Genomic DNA, 26,410 nt, shown 5'->3' on the forward strand with positions numbered 1-26,410 from the left:
CACAAAAATCATCATGATTACACGAGGTCAAATGTTTGCGCGCGATATAGGCTTTTTTCAGGTTGCCGGCTTTTGGAAATCGGTGTACGATCAACATAGATCTCACAAAGGAGAACAGACACGATGTCACGAATGCATTTTTTTATTCTGGTTTTGCTCGTTTCCATATCCGGGTTTTCACAAGGCATGCTGCTGCCCGTCATCTCGATTATCTTTGAAACAAATGGTGAATCAGCGGCGATTAACGGCCTGCATGCGACCGGGCTGTATATCGGAGTGCTATTGGCTTCTCCGTTTATGGAAGCCCCGCTTAGAAAACTGGGTTTCAAACCGCTGATCGTCATTGGCGGAAGCATCGTCATTTTAAGCTTGTTCGGGTTCATTTGGCTTCAGTCGGTTTGGATGTGGTTCCTGCTTCGTCTTTTCATCGGGATCGGCGACCATATGCTTCACTTTTCTACGCAAACGTGGGTGACCTCCATGTCGTCAAAGCAAAACCGCGGGAGAAATCTTTCCATTTACGGACTCTCCTTTGGCCTTGGTTTTGCTGCGGGTCCGTTTATGGTCCCGTTTGTTAAGCTGAGTCCGGCACTGCCTTTTATCGTGTCAGGCTGCATCAGTTTGCTTGCGTGGCTCTTTGTTTTCTTGCTACAAAATGCATACCCGGAAACCAGCCCTCACGAAACCAAATCAGACAATAGTTTCAGACGCTTTTACCAGGCTATGCTGTTTGCATGGGTGGCGTTTATGCCTACGTTCGGGTACGGATTTCTGGAGACTGCATTAAACGGCAGCTTTCCTGTGTATGCGCTGCGTCTGGGTTTATCTGTGGACGCCGTCGCTTTGATTCTTCCTGCATTTGCGATCGGAAGCATTATTTTTCAATTCCCGCTCGGCATTCTCAGCGATAAATACGGAAGACGGAATGTGCTGCTTGTGATTTTGCTGACGGGGGCCTTTTGCTTTCTCATCGCAGGCGTGTTCCCTTTTCCTTACGTGATCGGCTGCTGCTTCTTTATTGCGGGCATGGCAGTCGGGTCAACCTTTACACTCGGCATCAGCTTTATGACAGACCTTCTTCCGTCCCACCTGCTTCCGGCGGGGAATTTGCTTTGCGGCATTTCATTCAGTCTCGGCAGCATTTTCGGGCCGATTGCAGGCGGCTGGTATATGCAGACCTTCGAAAGCGCTAACTTGTTTTATTTGATTACCCTCATTCTGGCCGCTGTCTGGCTCGCTATCGCTTTAGGCAAACCGAAAATCTGGCCAGCTGCTGAGACCTATTCTTCCTCTTCATAAGAAAAAGCCTCCTGACACAAAGTCAGGAGGCTTTTGTTCTAATGATAGCCGTTTTGTCCGTTGGCACTTCCGCTTGTTTTATGACTCGATTTGCTCTTTGAGTTCTGTTTGTTATGGCTTCCGCCTTTTTTCGTATGCTTTGTCATCACGTTTTGCCCCCCGGATCATTTTTGAACTGAAGTTCCTTTATAGGGTGCGCTAATTGTAGGGATTTTCATCAGGAAGCTTTTTACGTTTATGTAAAAGCGCGTTGATTTCTCCCCCTAAAATAATTAAAATCCCGCTTAAGTAAAACCAGATCATCAGGACGATGATCCCCCCAATGCTTCCGTATGTGGCGCTATAGTTCGCAAATGTACTGACGTAAAACGAAAACAGGGTGCTGACGACAATCCAGCCGATGGCCGCAAACAGCGCACCCGGCATTACAAAGCGAAGCGACAGCTTTTTGTTAGGCGCGATGACGTACAAAGCGGAAAAAACAATCAGCAGCACAAGCGGGCTGACTCCCCAGCGGATCGCAGTCCAGATGGATAAAAACAGGTCCGAAGCGCCGACAAAGTCCGCAGCAAGCATTCCGATCTGCCGGCCGAATACCGGCAGAAGCAAGGCAACTAAAATGGTAAACACCATGGCGATCGTCAGAAAAATTGAGGTTAGACGTACAATGATAAAAGAGCGGTTTTCCTCCACTTCATACGCGTGGTTTAACGATCTGACGATGGCATTCATTCCATTAGACGCAGACCATAACGCCGCGATGATCCCGAATGACAGCAATCCGCCGTTTCGGTCATTTAATGTTTGGTGGGTAATGGATTCAACGAGGGACATCGCACTTCCGGGAGCGTATTGTTTTACAACCCCCAGCACGTCATCTGTAGAAATCGGAAGATACGCGGTGAGCGTCAGCATAAAAATCAAAAACGGAAACAGCGATAACAGAAAAAAATACGCCAGCTCCGCAGATTTGCTTTGCCCCTCATGAAGGGTGTATCTGCCGAACAGCTCTTTCAGAAAGTTCATGTCGTCTCACCTCGAATGTTTGATCATTTATCTTTTGTAAAATGTTCCTTTGTTTCCTGTACCAGCTCCATCACTTTCGGCGTTGTTTTCTTCAGCTCTTTGACTTGCTGATTAACGAAGCCGACTTCATCTGACAGCGTCTGGGCCAGCTGTTTTGCTTCATCAATTTTTGTCATGACATTGTTTTTCAATAGTTCAGGATTGTTTTTATACAGAGACATTTTATGCTTGCACGTCATCCATCTCATGCCGCAGGCCTGTCTCGTCGGCTTATGGAGCAAGGATAGCGCCGCACCTGCCGCAGCTCCGAGAATGACACCTTTCAGCAACCAGCGTTCATTGTTCATGATGAACTCTCCTTTCCCTCACAATTGTTTTTCTTCTTGAATGGATGCAAGCAGATGCTCACAGCCTGATCTGATCAATTGATAGACCTCGTCAAAGTTCCCAGTGTAGTAAGGGTCGGGAACGTCCGCAAGATCTGAATCATCAACGTAGTCAAGCAGCCTCTTGATCTGTGCGGCTTTTTTAAAACCCGCCATGCTTCTCAGGCTTCCGATATTTTCTGCATCCATCGCAATGATGTAATCAAAATCGGTTAAATCCTGTTCGCGCACCTGGCGCGCCAGCATGCCTTCAAAGCTGATTCCTTCTCTGCGCAATATCTCCTGCGTTCCTTCATGCGGAGGATTGCTGATGTGCCAGCCGCCGATGCCGGCTGAGTCTGTTCTGATTTTCCCCTCTAATCCTTTTGTTGCTGCCAAGTCCCGAAATATCGCTTCCGCCATTGGAGACCGGCAAATGTTTCCCAAGCAAACAAATAATACGCTGATCATGTTGTGCAACCTCCCTATTCTTTGCCCATATTTCTCTAAAAAGAAACCTTTACCGCTATCTTAGTAGGATGTTCAATCACTTTTCAACTGATGTCACCACTTTTTTGAAATAAATGGACGAAATGAGAATAGGGTTTTTTTCTGATGGAATTCTGTTAGAATAAAACATACCAAATGACGCGAAAGAAAGGATGTAATCATTTGTCCAGCCAAAATACAGAAACATTAACTCAAATGATTGAAGAGATTTCACAAAAACTGAACATGCTGAATGTCGGGGTTATCAAAGCAGAAGACTTCAGCGACGAAAAAATAGAGGACCTCACCTACCTTCATAAAATGGTGATGAAAAAAGAAGCATTCAGCCCGAGCGAAATGCAGGCGATCGCTCAAGAACTTGCATCACTTCGAAAATAATGGGGCTTGCCGGCATCCGGCAAGCCTTTTTTCTTATTGATGAAGATGATTCTTTTTGCTTTCGTTTATTAGGGAGCCGGAAAGACGCGGCAGCAAGGCGCCGGGCTTCCTGAGACCGGCGAATACAGCAAATGGCCGAATAAGATTTTGAAGGAGTACTAGAATGAAAACGAAATACGTCAAAACAGCATCCGGAATGTACATCAACTACTTCTTGCTCGGAATGGTCAATATCATTCTCGCATCTAACATGTCCTCCTTAACGAAGCAGTGGAATACCGACCCGACAGGCATCAGTTATGTGATTGCGGCTATCGGATTCGGCAAGCTGCTGACATACGGAATATCTGGCGTTTTATCAGATAAAATAGGCAGAAAACCGCTCATTGTGGCTTCCGCCGGAATGATGGCTGTCTTTTTAATCGGTATTCCATTATCACCGAGTTATGAACTTGCGTTTGTGTTTGCTTTATTAGCCGGAGTCGCAAATTCGGCCATGGACGCAGGAACATATCCGGCTTTAACGGAGCTCTTCCCAACTGCCCCCAGCTCGGCGAATGTCTTGGTAAAAGCTTTTATGTCTCTCGGGGCCGCTCTTTTGCCGCTCCTGATTACAGTTTTGGCAGACCATAGCCTATTCTACGGATATGCATTTTATTTGCCGGCAGCTGTCTATGTGCTGAACATCCTTTGCTTATCAGCGGTTTCGCTGCCAAAAAAACAGAAACAGCCCATCAGCACCGGGCAACAGGGATCTCCTGCTTTCTTATCTGAACCCGACATGAAGAAAGAAGGCGCCGCGCTGATTATCATTGGTTTTACATCAACCGCTTTATTCACAGTCTCTCAAATCTGGCTTCCAAGCTTCGCCCAAAAGGCTGCAGGGTTAGCTGAATCAGCTTCCGTACAATTGCTGAGCTACTATAGTATAGGCGCTTTGGTATCTGTTTTATTATTAGCCCTTCTGCTGAACAGATGGGTAAAACCGGTGATGATTACGCTGCTGTACCCCGTTATTACCTTATGTACGCTTGCCGTTATGCTGACAGTTCACGTCCCAGTTGTACTGGACATCACAGCCTTTTTCTTAGGATTTTCAACCGCGGGTGTGTTTCAAATTACCGTTACATTAATGACAGAGCTTTTCTGGAACCGCAAAGGCACTGTCACCGGAATTGTTGCGACAGCTTCAAGTATTGCGTCGATTCTGCTGCCGATTGCCACCGGGCTCATCGCAAAAGCGGGAGGCATAGCCCATATCTTTATGTTCGACTTCGGCATTGCCGTCATCGGAACAGCAGCTGCTGCCTTTTTGTATTACAGATACAATAAACTGACCGCAGGTTCCAAGCTATCATGAAAAAACGGACGTCCCCGCAGGGCGTCCGTTTTTGTTATTTTTCAAGCAGTGCCAAAGATTCGCGGTTAAATGCAGGAATGTCATCCGGCGTGCGGCTGGTGACCAATTGATTTTGGCAAACCACGACTTCCTGGTCAACGACATCGGCCCCAGCGTATTCCATATCTACACGAATGGACGTATAGCCTGTCGCTTTTCTGCCTTCCAGCGCTTTAGCAGTAATCAGCAGCTGCGGGCCGTGACAAATCGCAAATACCGGCTTTTTGTCCGTCATAAACGCTTTTGTAAACTGGACGAAACGCTCATCGGCACGAAGCTGGTCAGGTGAAAAACCTCCCGGAATTAAAAGCGCGTCAAAGTCGGAAGGGTTTACGTCATCAATAGACGCATCGACTGTGACTTGCGCATTTCCCTGCTTGCCTTTTACGGTTTTCCCTTTTTCATTTTCAATAACGGTCAGCTCATGCCCCGCTTCTTTAAATGCTTTTGCTGGTTCAGTATACTCGCTGTCTTCGAAATAATCTGTCAGCACAACTGCGATTTTTTTACCCATGATTGATAACCTCCCCCTTAATATGTCTACATAAAACACTCTACCCCAGCCACAATATAATAAACATTTTGCAGAGCTGACAAACGATAAGCATAATGACCCAATTCACATCACCCAAAGATGATACATAATACTTATTTTTCTCCCTTTTACAATAATCATAAAGAAACATCTACAAATGCTTACAAAATATTCTTACAATAGAACCAGTAACACAAATTTCGTTGAAAGGTGGAGAACTGGTGAGAATACAGAAAAGACGAAAAGACGTCAGTAACATTCTCCGTATTCTGCTGCCCCCAATTATGATACTTAGCCTAATCCTCCCAACACCGCCCGTTCATGCAGAAGAAAACATGGCTCCTCAAGTGAATCTCAGTATTTTGGCTACAACTGATATTCATGCCAACATGATGGATTACGACTACTACAGCGACAAAGAAACGACAGAATTCGGGCTTGCCAGAACGGCACAGCTGATCCAAAAGCACCGCCAGGAGAACCCAAACACCCTGCTCGTGGATAACGGTGACTTGATTCAAGGCAATCCGCTGGGCGAATACGCAGTGAAATACGAAAAAGACAACATTATCTCCGGTGCAAAAACCCACCCGATTATCAGCGTCATGAACGCGCTGAAGTATGACGCAGGAACACTTGGCAATCATGAATTCAATTACGGGCTCGACTTTCTTGACGGTACGATAAAAGGAGCCGATTTCCCGATTGTAAACGCCAATGTTAAAACAACTGGCGGTGAACACCGTTATACGCCGTATGTAATTAACGAGAAAACAGTCACAGATGAAAACGGAAACGAACAGAAGATCAAAGTAGGCTACATAGGCTTTGTCCCGCCGCAAATCATGACCTGGGACAAAAAGAATCTCGAAGGACAGGTTCAGGTGCAGGATATCGTCGAATCTGCCAATGAAACGATTCCGAAAATGAAGGCAGAAGGCGCGGATTTCATTATTGCCCTTGCCCACACTGGTATTGAAAAGCAGGCGCAATCGTCAGGTGCAGAAAACGCTGTTTTTGACCTGGCCACGAAAACAAAGGGCATTGATGCGATTGTCTCGGGCCATCAGCACGGACTCTTCCCTTCCGCAGAATATGCGGGTGCCGCTCAGTTTGATGTTGAAAAAGGAACCATTAACGGCATTCCGGTCGTCATGCCAAGCAGCTGGGGCAAATACTTAGGCGTCATTGACCTCAAGCTTGAAAAAACAGACGGCTCGTGGAAGGTCGCAGATTCCAAGGGCAGCATCGAATCAATTTCCGGCAGCGTCACATCCAGAAACGAAGCCGTCACAAAAGCCATTCAGCAAACACATCAAAACACGCTGGAATATGTCAGAAAGCCTGTCGGAAAAACAGAAGCCGACATTAACAGCTTCTTTGCACAAGTCAAGGACGACCCTTCTATTCAAATTGTGACAGATGCGCAAAAATGGTACGCGGAAAACGAAATGAAGGATACCGAGTATAAAGATCTTCCGATTTTGTCAGCAGGCGCGCCGTTTAAAGCCGGCGGCAGAAACGGAGCCAATTACTATACAAACATTCCGGCCGGGGATCTTGCGATTAAAAACGTCGGTGACTTGTATCTGTACGATAATACCCTCCAGATCGTGAAACTGACCGGCAGCGAGGTGAAGGACTGGCTCGACATGTCAGCGGGCCAATTTAATCAAATCGATCCGTCAAAAGGCGGCGATCAAGCCTTGCTGAATGAGAATTTCCGCTCCTACAACTTTGACGTGATTGACGGCGTTACCTATCAGGTCGATGTCACAAAACCGGCTAAATACAACGAAAACGGAAAAGTGATTAACGCGGATTCAAGCCGGATCATCAACCTTTCCTATGAAGGCAAACCGATCAGCCCGAGCCAGGAATTTCTCGTAGTCACGAATAATTACCGGGCCTCCGGCGGCGGCGGTTTCCCTCATCTGACGAGTGATAAGATTGTCCACGGCTCCGCAGTTGAAAACAGACAGGTACTGATGGATTACATTATTGAACAGAAAACATTAAATCCAAAAGCCGATAACAACTGGTCGATTGCACCGGTTTCCGGCACGAATTTGACGTTTGAATCTTCGCTTTTAGCCAAGCCTTTTGCGGAAAAAGCCGATGATGTCGCTTATGTGAAACATTCTTCAAATGAAGGCTATGGCGTGTACAAGCTTCAATTTGACGACGATTCAGATACCGATCCTCCTGAAGGCGGATTATGGGATCTTACCGTCATGCATACAAATGATACGCACGCGCACCTTGATGACGCAGCCAGACGAATGACGAAAATCAGCGAAGTAAGAAACGAAACAGACCACAACATCCTGCTTGACGCGGGAGATGTGTTTTCCGGCGACCTGTATTTCACGAAATGGAACGGTTTAGCCGACCTGAAACTGATGAACATGATGGGTTATGACGCCATGACCTTCGGAAACCACGAATTTGATAAAGGTCCGTCCGTTCTTTCTGATTTTCTCAGCGGGCACAGCACAACTGTCGATCCGGCGAATCGCTATCACTTTGAAGCGCCTGATTTCCCAATCGTCAGCGCGAATGTGGATGTATCCAATGAACCTAAGCTGAAATCATATGTCAAAAAGCCGCAGACCTTTACTGCGGGAGAAAAGAAAGAGCCGGGCATCCATCCGTACATTCTGTTAGACGTTGACGGTGAAAAAGTCGCCGTGTTCGGACTGACAACAGAAGACACAGCCACAACATCAAGCCCGGGCAAAAGCATTGTATTTAACGACGCATTTAAAACTGCGCAGAACACCGTGAAAACGATTCAGGAAGAAGAAAAAGTAAACAAAATTATCGCGCTTACTCACATTGGGCATAACCGCGATCTTGAGCTAGCCAAAAAAGTGAAGGGCATTGACTTGATCATCGGCGGACACACCCACACTCTCGTGGACAAAATGGAGGTCGTGGAAAACGACGAACCGACAATCGTGGCGCAGGCAAAAGAATACGGCCAATTCTTAGGGCGTGTCGATGTCGCATTTGATGATGACGGCGTCGTTCAAACAGACAAATCAAATTTAAGCGCACTGCCGATTGATGAGAATACTGAAGAAAACACGGAAGCAAAAGAAGAGCTCGATCAGTTCAAAAAAGAATTAGAGGACGTCAAAAATGAAAAAGTCGGCTACACGGATGTAGCCCTTGACGGCCAGCGTGAGCATGTGCGCACGAAGGAAACCAATCTCGGAAACTTCATCGCGGACGGCATGCTTGCAAAAGCGAAAGAAGCATCCGGCGCCAACATTGCGATTACAAATGGCGGCGGCATCAGAGCCGGCATTGACAAAGGCAAGATCACACTTGGCGAAGTACTGAACGTAATGCCGTTCGGCAACACGCTTTACGTGGCTGATTTGACCGGAAAACAAATCAAAGAAGCTCTTGAACAAGGCTTAAGCAATGTGGAGAACGGAGGCGGGGCCTTCCCTCAGGTGGCTGGAATCGAATATACCTTTACATTAAACAACGAACCTGGACACCGTGTTTTAGACGTGAAATTCGAATCGCCTAACGGAGACAAAGTTGATCTGAATACAGATGATACCTACCGCGTCGCAACAAATAATTTTGTCGGCGGCGGTGGAGACGGATACTCTGTCTTTACGGAAGCTTCTCATGGTGAAGACCTCGGCTACGTAGATTATGAGATTTTCACCGAGCAGCTGAAAAAGCTTGGTGACAAGGTCTCTCCTAAAATGGAAGGACGGATCAAAGAAGTATTCCTGCCGACAAAGCAGAAGGATGGCAGCTGGACACTCGATGAAGACAAATTTGCGATTTATGCCAAAAACGCCAACAAGCCGTTTGTCTATTTTGAAACGTCTGAAGGATCACAAGAGAAACCAATCAATCTAAAAATGAAAAAAGACCAGGTCAAGCTATTGAAGGATAGAGAATTAGATCCTTCCCTGACGGTGTTCAACTACTGGTACAGCATGAAGCTTCCAATGGCGAACATCAAAACCGCGAACACTGAAATCGGAATCAAATCTAAGGGAGAATTAAACGTCTCCCTATCAAATGTATATGACTTTACAGTGAAGCAAAAAGGAAAAGAAGTGAAATCATTCAAGGAACCGGTTGAGCTATCGCTTCGGATGTTTGATATTGAAGAAGCTCACAACCCTGCCATTTACCATGTCGACCGGAAAAAGAAAACTTTTACAAAGACAGAAAAGGGATCAGTTGACGACGATATTGTAACAGGATACACAAACCACTTCAGCGAATACACGATCTTAAATTCCGGTGCTCACGATAAACCGCCGGCGTTCCCGTCCGATCAGCCGACAGGCGGCGATGACGACGGCAAGAATGGCGGAGGGTCCGACAATCCAGGCGGAAAGCAGCCGAATGATGGCAAAGGCGGCGATCAAACACCTCCCGGCACTGAACCAACAAATGGATCGGGCGGATCGGGAACCGATGGACCGGCTGGCGGCTTGCTTCCTGACACAGCCACCTCCATGTATTCCATCCTGCTGGCCGGATTTCTGATCAGCGCACTCGGAACAGCATTATATTTGCATCAGCGAAGAAAACAGAACAGAGCGAATGAAGCATAAAAAAAGCTGCTCGTTATGGGACTGACCCCCGTTTTTGAGACAGGGATCAAAACACCTTTTATACAGCCAATTGCCGATAGCTTATCGGTGATTGGCTGTTTAGTTTCGTTTGAATACGAATGTTGTTATAATAATAAATGTATTCTTTGACAGTGCGTTCTACGATGGCGGTCGTGGTTCGATCAATGCTGTTAAGATAGAACGTTTCAGACTTTAGTGAGGAATGAAACGATTCGATGGAGGCATTATCAGCGGGCGTCCCTTTGCGGGACATGCTCATGGTAATGCCTTTTGTTTTAACAGCTTTCTGATACTCATAAGATGTATACACAGATCCTTGGTCACTATGTAACACGCAGTTCTGAGGCAGTGTTGGCAGCTGATCAAGTGTGTTTAAGACAAAGTCTGTGTCCTGCTTATCTCCAATCGTGAAAGCAATTACTTCTCCATTGTATACATCCAATATACTGGAAAGATACAATTGTTTCTGTCCATAAGGCAAATACGTGATATCCGTTACTAGTTTTTCAAGAGGATGATCGGACTGAAAGTTCCGATCTAATATATTATCAACCACGGCATATGGCTGCCCATTCTTCTTGCACTTTTTCACCTTAACCCGGCACTGCCACTGATTTTTCTGCATGATACGCTGAACCGTTTTATGGTTAATACGCATTTCCTTTTTTAATATAGCTGTAATTTTTCGATATCCATATCGATACTTGTGCTCTCGGCACAACGTGCCGATTTGTTTTTCAAAATGGCGCTTGGGATGATCTTTCATCAGGTTCTTCTTCCAACGATAATAAGACGCTCGTGAGATACCTAAATGAACACAGATATTCTGTACGGTCATTGTGCCGTGCAATACTTCTACAAGTTCGACTGACGTTTGGCTATCAACTTCCTTTCCAATTCGTTGTACTTTTTTAAAACTTCATTTTGTTGTCTCAGATAACGGTTCTCTGCCTGCAGTTTCTCTAATTCGGAAGAATACTCCGGACCTTTTCCGTAAGTGTATTGCTTACCAACAGGCTGTTCAAATCGATGTGTATCCCCAGCTTTATGCCATCTAACCCATGTCTGAACCTGCGTCTTATTCCTGATATTCAATTCCTGCATGATCTCTTTCATAGGCACGCCTGCCAATCTCATTTCTACAGCCTTCTGTTTGACTTCAATCGGATAACTCATTCTTGTTCCCATACAAAAAACACCTCCAAGTCTTATTTCGGATAACAACTATCCGTTTTCAAACTTGAAGGTGTTTTTTATTTGTCTCATCTTATGGGGTCAGTCCCTTATCGAGCAGCTTTCTTTTTTATACCCACTTCACAACATCTTCAACAGCAGATCTTGTTTTCGGACGAGGGTCTCGCACACGGTAGCCGAACGCCACCATAACAGAAATATCAAAGCTTCCGTTTTCCAGAAGGCCTTCCTCTTCAAGGATGCGATGAATTTCATCATATTGGAAGCCTTCCACAGGGCAGGAATCAACGCCGATTTGCGCAGCGGCTGTCATCATGTTGCCAAGCGCAATATAGGTTTGTTTGGATGCCCAGTCAAACAGGGTTCTGTCGCTTTCAAGCAAATGCAAATCGTGCTTCTGGAACTCCTCTGTTTTGCTGAGATAGCCTTCATACACGTCTTGCGGCATTTGTTTTACTTCTTTTAAATGACGTTTGATGTAGTCCGCATTATATTTCATATCCTTCGCTGTACGCGCCAGAATCAGGACGAAATGGCTTGCTGTCGGAAGCTGCTTTTGCGCGCCCCATGTGTATTCGCGAAGCTTTTCGCGGAATTCGGGATTTTGGACAACAACGAATTTCCAAGGCTCAAGGCCGAGTGAACTTGGAGACAGTCTTCCTGTTTCTAAAATAAATTCAAAATCGCTGTCTGACACTTTTTTATTCGGGTCAAATTCCTTAGTCGCATGCCTGAAATTGTATGCATCCAGAATTTGTTTCTTTAGTTCTGTCATGTTAAACACCTCTCCTTTAGGTTACTCTCATCTCTATTGTAGCCATTATGATAAAAAGTAAAAGTACGCACATTTTTGTTGGATAGTATCAATTTTGATACCAAACAAAAAGCGCTCTGCCGCAGGCAGGCGCTCTTTATTTTCCCCGTCGCGCAAAATCGACAAACCTGAATTTGTCCAGACGGTGTCTGCTTTCCGTATATTGAAAGAGACTTGTATCCTCTAAAAAGACATAGTTTCTCACAACCACCATATGGTCATAGCCTCGTAAATCAAGCAATTCCCTGTCCTCATCCGTACACGGCTCAGCCACAATTTCTTTCTGCGCGTAACTGATCGAAAGACCAAGCTCTCCTTCAATATATTCATAAATGGAGTTTTCGCAAATTTCTTTCGTCAGGTGAGGCACATGCTTTCTGAAAAAGTAGTCCTTGTCCAAAATGACATGCTCCCCGTCAATCTTTCTTGACCTGATCACTTCCCATATGTCATCATCCGGCTGTGCCCGAAGCTGTTTTTGGATCAGATCTGACGGGGGCACCAGCCCGAATTTGTGAACGGCTGTTTTCGTTTCTTTTCCCAAAGTTTGCGCCAGTTCCTTGAAGCTGACAAGCCCAGAGACCGGAAACTGCATTTTTTCACGGTTGAGAATCACGGAGCCTTTCCCCCTGATTTTCTGGATATATCCATTTTGAGCCAGCATGTGAAGCGCCTTTCGAACCGTTTCTCTTGATGTGCCGTACTGTGCGGTCAATTCATGTTCAGACGGAAGAATCTCCTCCGCCTTCCATCGGCCGTCTTCAATTTGCTGTGCGATGTCTTTATAGATTGTGATAAATTTATTCACCTTCATTTATGACCACCCAGCTTAGTTTAGCACGGTTTTGTTAAATGATAAACAATGGACTCATACGGGCGGAGCGTCATATTCTTCAGTTCTTCTCTCTCTTCATCGTTTGTCAGAAGCACCTCTGCCTTCCACTCGCCGGGCTTCAGCGTGTCCGGCAGTGTAAAGGCTGCCTCCGTCCCGTAAAAATTATTGATGATGAGCAGCTTCTCATTTTCGCCATGTCTCATATACGCAAAAACGTTCGGATCATCCTTTGCGATCAATTCATACGTTCCCTCTGTGACAATGTCATAGGTTTTTCGGATCTGGATCAGCTTCCGGTAGTGATAAAAGACCGAGTGTTTGTCCTTCAGCGCCGCCTCAGCATTGATCTCCCGGTAATTTCCGGCGGCCGGTATCCATGGCGTGCCTGTTGTAAATCCGGCATTCGGCGTATCATCCCACTGGACGGGTGTTCTGGAATTGTCACGGGATTTTTCCTGTAAAATGGCTAAAATCTCTTTCTCCGCCATGCCTTTTTTCTTGAAGGCGTAATACATGTTCAGCGACTCGACATCCCGATAGGAGCTGATGCCGGTAAACTTCGGATTGGTCATGCCGAGCTCTTCACCCTGATAAATATAAGGCGTGCCCTGCATCATATGAATGGCCGTCGCAAGCATTTTTGCTGATTTCACCCGATATGGACCGTCATTTCCATATCTCGATACAATGCGCGGCTGATCGTGATTGCACCAGAACAAAGCGTTCCAGCCCCCTCCCGCATGCATCTCCGTCTGCCATACAGATAAGATCTCCTTCAGCTTCAGAAAATCGAACGGAGCCAAGGCCCATTTTTCTCCGTTTGGATAATCGACCTTGAGATGATGGAAGTTAAACGTCATATCAAGCTCTTCATTGCCGGGATTTGTATATCGGATGCAATGATCTACAGTTGTTGAAGACATCTCACCGACCGTCATGCTGTCATAATGTGAAAACACCTTTTCGTTCATTTCATGCAGAAATTCATGCACCCGCGGCCCGTCAGTGTAAAAGGTACGGCCATCATCGTCTTCCGCATTAGGAAAGCGCTGGTCTTTTGAAATCAGATTAATGACATCAAGCCTGAAGCCATCAATTCCTTTTTCAAACCAAAAATCCATCATCTCATAGACATGCTTTCTGACCTCTTCATTTTCCCAATTCAAATCAGCCTGTGTGACATCAAACAGGTGCAGATAATATTGGCCTGAGGCTTCGTCAAGCTTCCATGCCGAGCCGCCGAATTTCGATTCCCAGTTTGTCGGGGCTGTCCCGTCTTCGTTCGGGTTTTTCCATATATAAAAATCACGGTATGGGCTGTCTTTTGAAGAAATCGCCTCTCTAAACCATTTGTGCTCAGTTGACGTATGATTGACTACAAGATCCATGACGACTTTTAAGCCTCTTTTGTGCGCTTCAGCTAATAAGCGTTCAAAATCTTCCATTGTGCCGTACTCTTGATAAATCGTATAGTAATCACGAATATCATACCCATTATCATGCTGCGGCGAGTCGTAAATCGGCGTTAGCCAAAGAACATCCACCTGAAGCGTTTTTAAGTAATCAAGCTTTTCAATAATTCCATTCAAATCGCCAATACCGTTTCCCGTCGTATCTTTAAAGCTTTTCGGGTAAATTTGATAAACCACGGCTTTTTTCCACCATGGTGTTTGTTCTGTTTTCATCTGTCTCCACCACCGTCTTTTTTAATGAAAATGGGAAAAGGGACCGTCAAAAATACGTCCCGCTCCCCTTTGTTATTTACGTTTCAGTCGCGCATAAGCGTATGTTCCGGCAAACGGAACAATCAAGACAATCGCCATCCCGATTGCGAATGCGCCCCAGTACTGGCTCATAATCGAGAAAATGCCGGGCACGCCGCCAACACCGACGGAGCTTGCCAAAACGCCTTGAGATGAGATATACATCCCGGCAAGCCCTGAGCTGATCATCGCAATGATAAACGGAAATCTGTAGCGAAGGTTCACCCCGAATATGGCAGGCTCTGTAATGCCCAGATAAGCGGAAATGCCTGATGTTAAGGAAAGGCCTTTTTGTTTCTCATCCTTTACGATAAACATCATCGCCAGCGCCGCTGACCCTTGAGCGATATTTGAAAGCGCCAGCATCGGCCATAAAAATGTGCCTCCGAGCTTAGAGCCGATCAGCTGCAGATCAACTGCCAAAAACGTATGATGCATTCCGGTAATCACCAGCGCTGAGTATAAGCCGCCGTACAGCAGCCCGCCCAGCGCGGCAAATGAGCCGAACACCGAGATAAGCCCCGAAGTTAACACATTCCCGATCGCAAATGTGACCGGACCGATAATGATAAAGGACGCAAAACCCGTCACGAGCAGGGTAATCGGCGCGACGACTAAAAGCTGTATTCCCTCGGGCGTCCGTTTCGTCAAAAACAATTCAATCTTGGCAAGCAAATACGAAGCGAGCAAAATCGGGAGCACCTGCCCCTGGTAGCCGACCTTCTGCACCTCAAGGCCGAAAAGATTCCATACGGGGATCTCTCCGCTTTGTTCCGCGGCGCCATAGCCCCACGCATTCAGTAAATCAGGATGCACGAGCATAACGCCGAGCACAATGCCGAGGAGCGGATTGCCGCCAAACCGCTTCACCGCCGACCAGCCGATCAGCGCTGGCAGGAACGTAAAGGCCGTGCCTGCGATTAAATTGATCATATTGGCAAGATCCGCCCACTGCGGGTACACCTGCACAATCGATTTTGTACTGAAGAAAATCCCCTGCGCCGTTAAGATATTGTTGATTCCCATTAAGAGACCCGCCGTGACAATCGCCGGCAAAATCGGAATAAAGATATCTGCAAGCGTTTTCACAGCACGCTGCAAAGGATTCATATTTTTTTCTGAGGCCTTCTTCACATCGTCCTTTGTTGACTCGCCAATCCCCGTTTCCTTGACCAGTTCCGCATATACTTTGTTGACTGTTCCCTGGCCGATCACAACCTGAAACTGCCCGTTTGTCGAAAACGATCCCTTTACAACATCGATTTGATCCAGCACCCCTTGGTCAACCTTGCTTTCATCTATTAACGCGAAGCGTAAACGTGTTACACAATGAGTTGCCGCTGCAATATTTTCAGCACCGCCAACTGCTTCAACAATTTGCCGTGCTGATCTGTTCAGTTCCCCCATGCCAACCCCTCCGTTTGATAACTTGTATATACAACTTATGTTTATATTGTATTCCTGTATATACATGTAGTCAACAACTTTTTATAGCGCTTTCATACTATTCGTAAAGTCATAGAATGGCTTAACAGAAAGGTTACTCTAAAAAGCTAGCAAATGTTTTGAGAGGTGAACCCTATGAATAAACACGAGAATGCCCTGCAAGTTCCTCCGTGAGCTCGAGGCCAACAAGGAAGGGCCGATTTCTCCTATCTCAAGGAAAACACTATTAACAGAAAGCTGCTCAGAGATATCGTGTTTAAAGGGTTTGACTTCGGAAATGGACTGTGCGGATTTGTTATATATATCGAAGGAATCGTAAAATCTGAATCTATTCAGGATCACGCCCTCCTTCCTTTTTGCGGCATCTGAAGGATGAAATAGAGAAAGACGAAGAATCTCTGCCAATACGCTGTCTATTTCCAGTGTATTGGCAGAGACGAGTTTGAAACTATTATTTTGTCGACGTCAAAATGCCTGATTGTAAAAATGAAAGGCGGCTAAAGGAGAAGCATTGAAGAACCGATCGCCGAGTCCGCCATCAGAGGTTCCAGAGAGGCTTTACTTACAGAAAGCCTCAGAGTCAATAACGCTCATTAATGTGGTGATGCGATCTTGCTGCCTTTGTTCATCTAATTGATCATCAAGAGTAAGACGATGTTGAGTTCCAAAAACCCTAAGAGTTTTCAGCTTCTTTTGTCTGGTAAACAGCACTCTGTTTCGTTTTTCTTCTATCTTTCAGGTAATACTGTTCAGATGTGAAAAATTCGGTATACAGCGCTTTTACCTTCTTGCTCAATAATAACAGCGCAATCACATTCGGAACGAGAATAAAAACTAACGCTAAGTCCAGAAAGCCCCAGATGGCTTTTGCTCCGCCGGCGGCACCTATGATAATAGCCGCTAAATAAACGAATTTAATGACATGTCCCGACAGCCGTCCGAATAGAAATTCAGCTTGTTTTACGCCGTAAAATATGACAACCATAATGGTCGAGACAACAAAAAAGACGAGAGAAATCGAAACGAAGTACCCTCCGCCAGATCCGAAATAATGATGAAATGCAGCCGTAGTCAGTGCTGCTGGGTCACTTGAGGCGTTCTTCCCTGTCCAGACACCCGATGCAAGGACGACAAACGCCGTGGTGGTGCAGATGATCAAGGTATCAATGACAATGCCGATCACAGACCAGAAGCCTTGTCTTACGGGGTGGTCAGTCATTGCCGCCGCATGTGCAATCGGGGCGGTTCCCATCCCGGCTTCATTAGAATACAGGCCGCGGGCAAACCCCCAGCGGATGGTTTCAGCCAAGGCAGCGCCTGCAAATCCTCCTGCTGCCGAAGAAGAAGTAAACGCATTCGAAAATATGAGAGAGAAAAACGCCGGAACAGATGAAAGATTCATAAGAACAATCAGGAGACCGGCTCCCGCGTATGCACCTGCCATGAGAGGCACAACAAACTCAGTTACTTTTCCGATCCGCTTCACCCCGCCAATTACAACTAAACCAATCAAAAACGCGATGCCGATTCCGGCGTATATTTTATTGAAAGAAAACGTTTCGGCAAGAGAGACTGAAACTGAATTCCCCTGAACCATTATGCTTGGAATCAGCTCTACGATCAGTGCAACAGAAAAAAACACGCCGAGCCATTTCATGCGCAGCCCTTTTGTTATGTAATACATCGGTCCCCCGACAAATTCACCCTGCTCATTTTTTTCCCTGTAATGAACCGCAAGCACACTTTCTGAAAACTTAATCGCCATAGCAAATAAGGCAACCAGCCACATCCAAAAAACAGCCCCGGGACCGCCAAACATGATAGCCGCAGGCACTCCGACAATGTTCGCCGCCCCAATCGTCGAACTGAGGGCTGATGTCAATGCCTGAAGCGGCGTAACTGTCCCCTCTCCCTTCGGCTTTTTTCCTACGCTGCCGATCGTCTGCTTCAAAATATATAAAGGATAGCGAAATTGAAAAAACTTCAGCAAAATGGTGAAGTACAATCCCGTCCCCGTCAGTAAGATAATTAGCGGCGGCCCCCACAGCCAATCAGATATACGCTCTACCCATTCTAATAGTTGTTGCATCCCATCACCCTTTCCCGTTTATGGGTCAATTCCCCACAGATGGAAAAACATAAACCTTTTAGGGCAGACAGAACTAAGTCAAATTGAGGAAGAAAGGAAGCTGGACGGCTAAAAAACATCGCCTGACAAGGAAAATCTAAGTGGAAGAAGGTCTGTTTCGCCCCAGCCGCTCATATACTTGATTCTTATAAAACGATGACGCTGGTTTGGAAAACATGCCTTTTTTGTCGGCAAGCTTATCGAGCATCAGCTGCTTTTCTGATTTTTTTCTTACTAATTGCTCACGTTCCTTTTCGTCATAGCACTTGGAGATTAAATGGTTGAGGGTCATAAGCTCTTTTTTAAGTGCACCCTCATCCTCAGCCATCCCTGCATTTTTTAACATTCGGTAGCCCATCCGCAGGGATTCCGGCAAGTGGGCCGCATCATCCTTTGGCAGCGGTTTTCCCATTCCCGGCAGGTTGTCAAATTCTCCGTCTTTGATGGCGCGTTTAATCTTATCTTCAGACACAATATGAGAATAATCCATCGTCCCACCTCTTTTCATTAATGAACATATTTTATCATACAGCTGTCACAAACCATATTATTCCTTTATTTACAGTAATAAACCTGCTTTTACATCTGGCAAATTCCTAAGAAAACGTTGATTCGACGGCGTTTTTCGCCACTTTTTCCATCGGACGATTTTCACTTTTCTAATCCGCTGATTCGTGTTATATTGGATACGTTCGTTTTTTCTATCGTTTCGCTCGAACTGTGATCGGAAAAAAGGAGTGTAACAATGAAAACATTTATAAAAGAAAGAGGACTGGCCTTCTTCTTAATTGCGGTCGTCCTGTTATGGGTAAAGACGTATGTCGGTTATGTCCTGAACTTTAACTTAGGAATAGACAACACGATCCAGAAAATATTGCTTTTTGTGAATCCGCTCAGCTCAAGCTTATTCTTTCTTGGATTTGGACTTTTGTTCAAGAAAAAATTACAGCAGACAGCCATCATAGTGATTCATTTTTTAATGTCTTTTTTACTGTACGCAAACATTGTGTATTACCGATTCTTCAATGATTTTATTACGATTCCGGTCATTATGCAGGCTAAAACAAACGGCGGCCAACTCGGTGACAGCGCATTTTCGCTGATGAGACCGACTGACGCCTTTTACTTTATCGATACGATCATTCTGATTATCTTAGCGATTAAAGTGAACAAGCCTGCCGATACGTCTAACAAAAAATCATTCCGAATCGTTCTTGCGTCTTCGATTCTCGTTTTCTTAATCAACCTGGCAGTTGCGGAGTCAGACCGTCCTGAATTGCTGACGAGATCATTTGACCGAAACTATCTTGTCAAATATTTAGGAACATACAATTTCACGATTTATGACGCTGTGCAGAATGTCAAATCCAACAGCCAGCGCGCACTTGCCGATTCAAGCGACGTAACGGAAGTTGAGAACTACATGAAAGCCAATTACGATGTGCCGAACAATGTGTATTTCGGCAAAGCGGAAGGAAAAAACGTCATTTACGTTTCACTTGAATCTTTACAGTCCTTTATCATCGACTATAAAATTGATGGCAAAGAAGTTACACCGTTCTTAAATAGACTGGCGCACGATAACGAAACGTTCTACTTTGATAACTTTTTCCACCAAACAGGACAAGGTAAAACATCGGATGCAGAATTTATGATGGAAAACTCTCTGTACCCGCTGGCTCAGGGTTCCGTTTTCGTGAACAAAGCGCAAAACACGCTTCAATCCGTTCCGGCGATTTTGAAGTCTAAAGATTACACATCTGCGACGTTCCACGGGAATACGCAGACGTTCTGGAACCGAAACGAAATGTACAAAGCGGAAGGCATCGATAAGTTCTTCGACTCTGCTTACTATGACATGAACGAAGAAAACACGAAAAACTACGGCATGAAAGATAAACCGTTCTTTAAAGAATCAATGCCGCTGTTAGAAAGCTTGCCGCAGCCGTTCTATACGAAGTTCATTACCCTGTCTAACCACTTCCCATTCGGAATGGATGAGGGGGATACTGACTTCCCGGCTGGAGACTTTGGCGACTCTGTCGTCAACAACTACTTCCAGTCAGCCCATTACCTTGATCAGTCCATTGAACAATTTTTCAATGACCTGAAAAAAGACGGGTTATATGATAAATCGGTTATCGTGATGTACGGAGACCACTACGGCATCTCTGAAAACCACAATAACGCGATGGCGAAAGTGCTTGGCAAAGACGAAATTACCGATTATGACAACGCCCAGCTTCAGCGGGTGCCGCTCTTTATCCACGCTGCCGGCGTGAAGGGCGAAAAAGTTCATAAATATGCCGGAGACGTCGATGTGGCTCCAACCCTTCTGCATTTGCTCGGAGTGGATACGAAAGACTACTTGATGTCCGGTTCTGATATTTTATCTAAAGAACACCGTGAAGTAATTCCGTTCCGCAACGGAGACTTTATATCACCGAAGTACACGAAAATATCCGGCAAGTACTATGACACAAAAACCGGGAAACAGCTTGATGAATCTGAGATCGACAAGTCAGAAGACTCACTCGTCAAGAAGGAACTCGAAATGTCCGATAAAATCATAAACGGAGACCTGCTGCGTTTCTACAACCCGAAAGGTTTTACAAAGGTGAACCCTTCCGATTATGATTACACAAAACACGGCGAGGATTCAGAGACGTCAACAGAAGACGAAGATAAATAAGAAAAAAGCAGAGAGGCTGGCCTCTCTGCTTTTTTTATTTCACTGCAGCACGCAATTCCTCTGCCGCAAACTCTACATTCGGGCCAATAATGACTTGTACTGATTGCCCGCCCGATTTGACGACTCCTTTTGCGCCTGCTTTCTTTAATAACGCTTCATTTACTAAAGACGTATCTTTCACTGTCAATCTCAGCCTTGTCGCACAGTGATCAATCGTCTGCAGGTTTTCTTTTCCGCCAAGCCCCTTCAGCATGATGTTTTCATTGACAGACTGTGCTGTGTTCTCGTCCAGCACTTCATCCAAGTCATCATCCTCACGTCCCGGCGTTTTCAAATTCAACGTCTTAATTAAGACGTAAAACACGACAAAGTATACAGCCGCATAGCATATACCTACCAGAAGCAGCAGCAGCGGCTTTTCTGCAATTCCGTAGCTCAAAAGATAATCGATCGCACCGGCTGAAAAAGAAAATCCAGAGCGTATGCCGAGCAAATTAACGATGAATAACGACAGTCCGGTTAAGACTGCATGCACTGCGTATAACAGCGGAGATAAAAACATAAATGCAAACTCAATTGGCTCCGTAATCCCTGTGATAAACGCAGTCAACGCAAAACCGATCATCATTCCGGCCGTTGCTTTTCGTTTTGACGGCTTGGCAGTCACAATCATTGCCAGACATGCCGCCGGAAGGCCGAACATCATAATCGGGAAGAATCCCGTCATGTATGTGCCCGCTGTCGGGTCTTTAGCGAAAAAGCGCGCCAAATCACCTGTCACTCCGTTATATTCGCCGAATTGGAACCAGAAAATATTATTGAGCACGTGGTGAAGACCGAGCGGAATTAACAGCCTGTTGAATAAGCCGAATATGCCCGCGCCGATTCCTCCAAGCCCAAGCATCCACTCCCCAAACGCGTTAATTCCCGATTGAATCGGCGGCCATATCGAACCGAATATTCCTGCTAAAATGATTGTAAAAATAGCGGTGACAATCGGCACAAGCCGTCTGCCGCTGAAGAACCCGAGATATTCCGGCAGTTTTGTATCCTTAAAGCGGTTATAGGTGTAACCCGCAATTAAACCGGCAATAATTCCCCCAAATACCGCCATGTTGTTTGCTTCATTAATCGATTTTGTTGCCGCGTCGAGCATCAGATACGAAATCGCCCCTGATAAACCCGCGGCCCCATTGCTGTCCTTTGAAATGCCGATGGCAATCCCAATCGCAAATATAAGCGGCAGGTGATCAAAAACAGCAGTTCCCGCTTGATAAACAAACGGGATATCGAATAAATCCTCCCTGCCAAGTGCAAGGATAATCCCGACTGCAGGCAAAACCGCAATCGGGAGCATAAATGACTTTCCAAGCTTTTGTAAAAATGAAAGCATACCCATCCCCCTCTTACCCTTTTTTAAAAATATACCATACAAGATATCTAGTGATCTATACCAATTTTCCCGGCATATTTCTTTTTTCCCAGGTTCGCGTGTTTCCTATTCTAGAGCCAATTGTGGTAAGCTTAAACTAGATTATTTAAAAAGAAAGCGGGAATGACAGATGATTGTAACAAACGATCAAGAATTAGAAGGCCTGAAAAAAATCGGCCGAATCGTAGCGCTGGCGCGTGAAGAAATGAAACGGAAAGCAGAGCCCGGCATGAGTACAAAAGACCTTGACCTTATCGGAAAAGCGGTGCTTGACGAGCATGGCGCTGTTTCGGCTCCGCAAAAAGAATACGACTTTCCTGGTGTGACATGCATCAGCGTAAATGATGAAGTGGCGCATGGTATTCCAAGCACATCCACTATTTTAAAAGCCGGAGATCTTGTGAACATTGATATCTCTGCTGAATTCGGCGGTTTCTACTCCGATACAGGCATCTCGTTTGTCCTCGGTGAAGGAGAAGAACGTCTTCACAAGCTATGCCAATGCGCAGAGGATGCCTTCCAAAAAGGGCTGCAGCAGGCAAAAGCCGGCAAGCGCCAAAATCAGATCGGGAGAGCCGTTTATCATGAAGCACGTTCTAAAGGATTTACCGTCATTAAAACCCTGACCGGCCACGGAATCGGCAGAAGCCTTCACGAAGCGCCGAACCACATCATGAACTATTATGATCCATTTGATAACGCGCTTTTCAAAAACGGCACAGTGATCGCACTTGAACCATTCATTTCAACAAAAGCGGAAACCATCGTCGAAGCTGGAGACGGCTGGACCTTTAAGACGCCGGATAAAAGCATGGTCGCCCAAGTTGAGCACACCATCGTCATCACCAAAGACGAGCCGATTATCCTGACAAAGCTGTAAAAACACATTTCGTATGTTTAGCCTCCTCCTATTACAGGTAAAGCATCACTATTCTGCAGGAGGAGGCACTGTAATGAACAGAGATCAAGAAAAAATCCAAATTGAAAACGAAATGAATGCAATGCACGGAACAACAAAAGAAGAAATTTTAAAAGACTTTGAAGAATTTAAAGACTACCTGAAAAAACAAGTTGACCGGGGCAAAAAATTAGGATTAGATGACGGCAAGCTTGTCAAAAGCGCTGCGATCCTGGGAGACTACCTCGCAAAGCATGAAGAACCGCAAAACGGTGAAGAAATGCTGCTGCAGGAGCTTTGGAGCGTGGCGGATAATGATGAGAAAAAACATTTGGCACAGCTGTTGGTCAAATTGGTTGAGAAACAATAAAACACCTAAGCCGGGCATATGCCCGGCTTCTTTATATTGTCACAGCCCGGCCCATCCAGATATGCTACACTAGGATTAATGTCTTGAAAGGAGCCTTTGTCCGCATGTGGTTTATTATTTTTGGAATCGTCTTTTTCATTGAAGGCATCATCATGACCGTTTTCGGCGTGAAGAAAAAAAACGGGATGCTTACATATATCGGTATTGTGTTCAGCATCATGACACTTGGCATTGTCGTGCTGAAACTCACCGGGCATTAAATCATATTCAGCGTTTACTCCGCATATACATACAGGAAGAACGTTCGCATCATTAGTGCGAAAGACTCAGTTTTTCCCGCATCTCTTTTCAGCATCTTTTGATAGATGTTACAATGCCAATCGTTTGGTCAATCAGATAGGGAAAGGAGTTTTCTGACATGCATTACGGCAGTAAAGGCTGGTATGTGGCAGAATTAAAAAAGCAGGGCATCACGAAATATGAAGGAAGAAAGCTTCAAAGCTATAAAACCTATTTTCTTGCCAACCTGCTTGAAACAAAGAAAAAACAATCCTGACATGGTGAAGCCGCGCACGTTTAGATGCGCGGCTTTTTTATTGAATCGGAAGCAGCCTGTCCCGTTTTTTGATAAAGGAAGATCTCCAGCTTTCCGACAATGCTTCTTCACTTAATATCCGTTCAATGGCGGCGAGATTTTTTGTGTCATGGTATTTGATATGGTTTGCGAATTGGACGGATATGCCTTTTTCGCCTCTGGACAGCAGGTCGAGCTTGGCGCCCGGAGCAACCCTGCCCTCTTCCAGCACGCGAAAATAAAATCCCGTATATCCGGTTTGCTGAACTTTCAGCACCATATCCTTTACACCAAACTTTTTGGCCAGTTTTATACACGGCTGACGCGGCTGGCTGACCTGAACAACGGCATCATCAAGCTGAAAGACATCCCCTATGCAAACGTCCTCCTCAGTCAGGCCTTGCACCGTAAGATTTTCACCAAACGCGGCGTCCGGGAGCGATCTTGAGAGAAACTCCGTCCAAAACGGATAGTGCTCCGCGGAATAGACACAGACAGCCTTATCAGGGCCGCCATGATTGACGAGGTCCGCCTGTCCGTCTCCCTCAAAATTCTCCCGATACAGCATCACTGCGGAATCTGCCGGCCGCTTCATAATGCCGGTCTCTATTTTCTTTCCGTCATATTCAAGCGTCTGCGGCTTTCCCAGATTAAGAGAAAGAATGGAATAATGAGCTGATGTCATACGAACACATCTCCTTTACAGGATATAAAATGATTGATTATCATAAAAAAAAAGGTGGTTTTTACATGCTTCAATATCGAATCGTTGCTGACGGCCGGGTTCAAGGTGTCGGTTTCCGCTACTTTGTTCAAGCGGAAGCCGATAAGCATAAACTCACCGGCTGGGTCAAAAACCGTGATGACGGGCGTGTCGAGATTTTGGCCGAAGGGCCTGAAAACGCCTTGCAATCATTTCTTGAGGCCGTGAAGAAAGGCAGCCCCTTTTCAAAGGTTACCGGCATCTCTGTCACTGAATCCAGCAGCCTTGAAGGCCATCACCGGTTTTCAATAGTCTATTCGTAAGGCTTATCCTGATAAAAGTAATTCGGCTTGACGATTGAATTGTCATAAGATCGGTGAAAAATATGTGTGGAGGCGGGTGAAATCGGCGGTATCAGCCACGTCCAGTCACCCGTCAGCTTTCTGCCCGCTTCTTCCTCCTGTTCTTCAAACCGTTTAAACTGGCTTGCAGCCGTGTGATGATCGACGATGCTGACGCCGTGCTTTTTATATGAATGCAAAACAGCTTTATTCAATTCAACAAGCGCCTGATCCTTCCATAAATCCGCATTGTAATCAGTGGCAATACCGATAACGGATGCCACTTTTTTGAGCTTATCATACCGCTTTTCATCAGCCAGATTTCTCGCACCGATCTCCGTTCCCATATACCAGCCGTTAAACGGTGCGGCATTATAATGAACGCCCCCGATCTCAAGCCTCATATCCGCAATAATCGGCACGCCGTACCATTGCAGCTTCAGGTCAGAAAACGCTTCGAATTCCGGGTGGGTCAGCGGAACTTCTATCACCAGTGACCGGGGCAGCTCATACCAGACCGGCTGTTGGTCACCCTTCATGCGGAAAATAAGCGGCAGCAAATCAAAATCAGTCCGATCTCCGCGCCAGCCGAGCTGCTCACAGGCTGCGGTGAGAGAACGGGAAGCAGGATCGCCGATTCTTTCTCCGTCGGACTCATATCCCGCGTACCGGATCAGCTGATGATTCCAGATCTCGACTTGCTTTTCGCCCTTCTCTTCCGGAGGGAAAATCGTAATGGTCGGCCTGATTTTCCCGTTATTTGTGGCGGTTTCAATGTGATGAAACAGAGCGTCCCGTACTTCTTCTTTTGTCGTGACGTCACGTCTGTCAATGACATTCAGCGAATTCCAGAACAGTCTGCCGATGCAGCGGTTGCTGTTTCTCCAAGCCATTTTCGCCCCGTGCGCCAGCTCTTCCTTTGTATGTACATAGCTTCCAGTCCGGTCAATCTCACTTTTAATGTCATCGAGACGGTCTTGCGCTTCATTCTCCTTTCCGAGTTCCTGATAGCAATTGGCAATAAACGCTTTCGCTTCGTTCCAGAGTATTTCTTTATCTTCCAACAAACTCTCTCCTCCAAATCGCATT

24 protein-coding genes are annotated in these 26,410 nt (G+C 45.8%); 10 read left to right on the plus strand and 14 right to left on the minus strand.

Annotation, left to right across the window (positions count from 1 at the left end):
• Positions 1-123: 123 nt before the first annotated feature.
• Complete coding sequence (locus ACQVGS_RS17925) at positions 124-1,299, plus strand: MFS transporter (protein ID WP_024120587.1); 1,176 nt, start codon at positions 124-126, stop codon at positions 1,297-1,299.
• A 198-nt stretch (positions 1,300-1,497) separates the two neighbouring features.
• Here ACQVGS_RS17925 and ACQVGS_RS17930 read toward each other — a convergent pair whose 3' ends face one another.
• Genes ACQVGS_RS17930 through ACQVGS_RS17940 form a run of 3 tightly spaced genes read right to left on the minus strand, consistent with a single transcriptional unit; the run spans position 1,498 to position 3,161 of the window.
• Complete coding sequence (locus tag ACQVGS_RS17930) at positions 1,498-2,325, minus strand: YihY family inner membrane protein (RefSeq protein ID WP_024120586.1); 828 nt, start codon at positions 2,323-2,325, stop codon at positions 1,498-1,500.
• 23 nt (positions 2,326-2,348) lie between these two features.
• On the minus strand, positions 2,349-2,672 hold the full coding sequence (locus tag ACQVGS_RS17935; RefSeq protein WP_095714626.1) for a hypothetical protein: 324 nt from the start codon (positions 2,670-2,672) through the stop codon (positions 2,349-2,351).
• Positions 2,673-2,690: 18 nt separating this feature from the next.
• Entirely contained in the window at positions 2,691-3,161 is a 471-nt protein-coding gene (locus ACQVGS_RS17940) for a low molecular weight protein-tyrosine-phosphatase (RefSeq protein WP_106021438.1), read from the minus strand.
• Positions 3,162-3,362: 201 nt separating this feature from the next.
• On the opposite strand from ACQVGS_RS17940, the gene ACQVGS_RS17945 reads away from it, so the two are divergent.
• Together ACQVGS_RS17945 and ACQVGS_RS17950 are read left to right on the plus strand one after the other, a co-directional pair.
• Positions 3,363-3,578: a DUF1128 domain-containing protein gene (locus ACQVGS_RS17945; RefSeq protein ID WP_010333391.1), complete on the plus strand. Its 216-nt coding sequence runs from the start codon at positions 3,363-3,365 to the stop codon at positions 3,576-3,578.
• 163 nt (positions 3,579-3,741) lie between these two features.
• On the plus strand, positions 3,742-4,938 hold the full coding sequence (locus ACQVGS_RS17950; protein WP_103672414.1) for an MFS transporter: 1,197 nt from the start codon (positions 3,742-3,744) through the stop codon (positions 4,936-4,938).
• Positions 4,939-4,972: 34 nt separating this feature from the next.
• Here ACQVGS_RS17950 and ACQVGS_RS17955 read toward each other — a convergent pair whose 3' ends face one another.
• On the minus strand, positions 4,973-5,491 hold the full coding sequence (locus tag ACQVGS_RS17955) for a type 1 glutamine amidotransferase domain-containing protein (protein ID WP_059336024.1): 519 nt from the start codon (positions 5,489-5,491) through the stop codon (positions 4,973-4,975).
• Between the two features lie 242 nt (positions 5,492-5,733).
• On the opposite strand from ACQVGS_RS17955, the gene ACQVGS_RS17960 reads away from it, so the two are divergent.
• A complete protein-coding gene (locus ACQVGS_RS17960; protein WP_151174841.1) occupies positions 5,734-10,110 on the plus strand; it encodes a multifunctional 2',3'-cyclic-nucleotide 2'-phosphodiesterase/3'-nucleotidase/5'-nucleotidase in 4,377 nt (1,458 codons plus the stop codon).
• A 58-nt stretch (positions 10,111-10,168) separates the two neighbouring features.
• Here ACQVGS_RS17960 and ACQVGS_RS17965 read toward each other — a convergent pair.
• From ACQVGS_RS17965 to ACQVGS_RS17995, 7 genes are all read right to left on the minus strand, one after another.
• A protein-coding gene (locus ACQVGS_RS17965; RefSeq protein WP_491830318.1) for an IS3 family transposase occupies positions 10,169-11,319 on the minus strand; the annotation gives its coding sequence in 2 pieces (ribosomal slippage) (positions 10,169-11,046 and positions 11,046-11,319; 1,152 coding nt in all).
• A gap of 115 nt (positions 11,320-11,434) precedes the next feature.
• Positions 11,435-12,100, minus strand: coding sequence for an NAD(P)H-dependent oxidoreductase (locus tag ACQVGS_RS17970; protein ID WP_255004979.1), 666 nt, complete (start codon positions 12,098-12,100; stop codon positions 11,435-11,437).
• Positions 12,101-12,236: 136 nt separating this feature from the next.
• On the minus strand, positions 12,237-12,953 hold the full coding sequence (gene treR / locus ACQVGS_RS17975; RefSeq protein WP_024120578.1) for a trehalose operon repressor: 717 nt from the start codon (positions 12,951-12,953) through the stop codon (positions 12,237-12,239).
• Positions 12,954-12,973: 20 nt separating this feature from the next.
• On the minus strand, positions 12,974-14,659 hold the full coding sequence (gene treC / locus ACQVGS_RS17980) for an alpha,alpha-phosphotrehalase (RefSeq protein ID WP_106021442.1): 1,686 nt from the start codon (positions 14,657-14,659) through the stop codon (positions 12,974-12,976).
• Positions 14,660-14,731: 72 nt separating this feature from the next.
• Complete coding sequence (treP, locus tag ACQVGS_RS17985; protein WP_059336022.1) at positions 14,732-16,144, minus strand: PTS system trehalose-specific EIIBC component; 1,413 nt, start codon at positions 16,142-16,144, stop codon at positions 14,732-14,734.
• A gap of 712 nt (positions 16,145-16,856) precedes the next feature.
• The gene (locus tag ACQVGS_RS17990) at positions 16,857-18,272 is read right to left on the minus strand and encodes an alanine/glycine:cation symporter family protein (protein WP_024120576.1); all 1,416 of its coding nucleotides are present in this window, start codon (positions 18,270-18,272) and stop codon (positions 16,857-16,859) included.
• Between the two features lie 136 nt (positions 18,273-18,408).
• Complete coding sequence (locus ACQVGS_RS17995) at positions 18,409-18,801, minus strand: DnaJ family domain-containing protein (RefSeq protein WP_059291655.1); 393 nt, start codon at positions 18,799-18,801, stop codon at positions 18,409-18,411.
• A gap of 255 nt (positions 18,802-19,056) precedes the next feature.
• Between ACQVGS_RS17995 and ltaS the strand changes: the two genes are divergently transcribed.
• Positions 19,057-21,003: a lipoteichoic acid synthase gene (gene ltaS, locus ACQVGS_RS18000; protein ID WP_106021443.1), complete on the plus strand. Its 1,947-nt coding sequence runs from the start codon at positions 19,057-19,059 to the stop codon at positions 21,001-21,003.
• A gap of 34 nt (positions 21,004-21,037) precedes the next feature.
• On the opposite strand, the gene nagE is transcribed toward ltaS, so the two are convergent.
• A complete protein-coding gene (gene nagE, locus ACQVGS_RS18005) occupies positions 21,038-22,396 on the minus strand; it encodes an N-acetylglucosamine-specific PTS transporter subunit IIBC (RefSeq protein ID WP_024120573.1) in 1,359 nt (452 codons plus the stop codon).
• Between the two features lie 169 nt (positions 22,397-22,565).
• Between nagE and map the strand changes: the two genes are divergently transcribed.
• The 4 genes from map to ACQVGS_RS18025 all read left to right on the plus strand — a co-directional run bounded on the left by map (position 22,566) and on the right by ACQVGS_RS18025 (position 24,259).
• Positions 22,566-23,315, plus strand: a complete 750-nt coding sequence (gene map / locus ACQVGS_RS18010) for a type I methionyl aminopeptidase (protein ID WP_024120572.1) — start codon at positions 22,566-22,568, stop codon at positions 23,313-23,315.
• Positions 23,316-23,388: 73 nt separating this feature from the next.
• A complete protein-coding gene (locus ACQVGS_RS18015; RefSeq protein ID WP_106021444.1) occupies positions 23,389-23,703 on the plus strand; it encodes a DUF3243 domain-containing protein in 315 nt (104 codons plus the stop codon).
• 104 nt (positions 23,704-23,807) lie between these two features.
• The gene (locus tag ACQVGS_RS18020) at positions 23,808-23,963 is read left to right on the plus strand and encodes a hypothetical protein (RefSeq protein ID WP_010333377.1); all 156 of its coding nucleotides are present in this window, start codon (positions 23,808-23,810) and stop codon (positions 23,961-23,963) included.
• 158 nt (positions 23,964-24,121) lie between these two features.
• On the plus strand, positions 24,122-24,259 hold the full coding sequence (locus ACQVGS_RS18025) for a YflJ family protein (RefSeq protein WP_010333376.1): 138 nt from the start codon (positions 24,122-24,124) through the stop codon (positions 24,257-24,259).
• A gap of 37 nt (positions 24,260-24,296) precedes the next feature.
• On the opposite strand, the gene ACQVGS_RS18030 is transcribed toward ACQVGS_RS18025, so the two are convergent.
• A complete protein-coding gene (locus tag ACQVGS_RS18030) occupies positions 24,297-24,962 on the minus strand; it encodes an MOSC domain-containing protein (protein ID WP_024120568.1) in 666 nt (221 codons plus the stop codon).
• Between the two features lie 65 nt (positions 24,963-25,027).
• Between ACQVGS_RS18030 and ACQVGS_RS18035 the strand changes: the two genes are divergently transcribed.
• The gene (locus ACQVGS_RS18035) at positions 25,028-25,303 is read left to right on the plus strand and encodes an acylphosphatase (RefSeq protein ID WP_010333374.1); all 276 of its coding nucleotides are present in this window, start codon (positions 25,028-25,030) and stop codon (positions 25,301-25,303) included.
• Here the strand turns inward: ACQVGS_RS18035 and nosA are convergent.
• Positions 25,294-26,385, minus strand: coding sequence for a nitric oxide synthase (gene nosA / locus ACQVGS_RS18040; RefSeq protein ID WP_127695698.1), 1,092 nt, complete (start codon positions 26,383-26,385; stop codon positions 25,294-25,296). The genes ACQVGS_RS18035 and nosA overlap by 10 nt on opposite strands.
• Positions 26,386-26,410 lie beyond the last annotated feature (25 nt).

It is taken from the genome of Bacillus sp. SD127, from assembly GCF_058566445.1.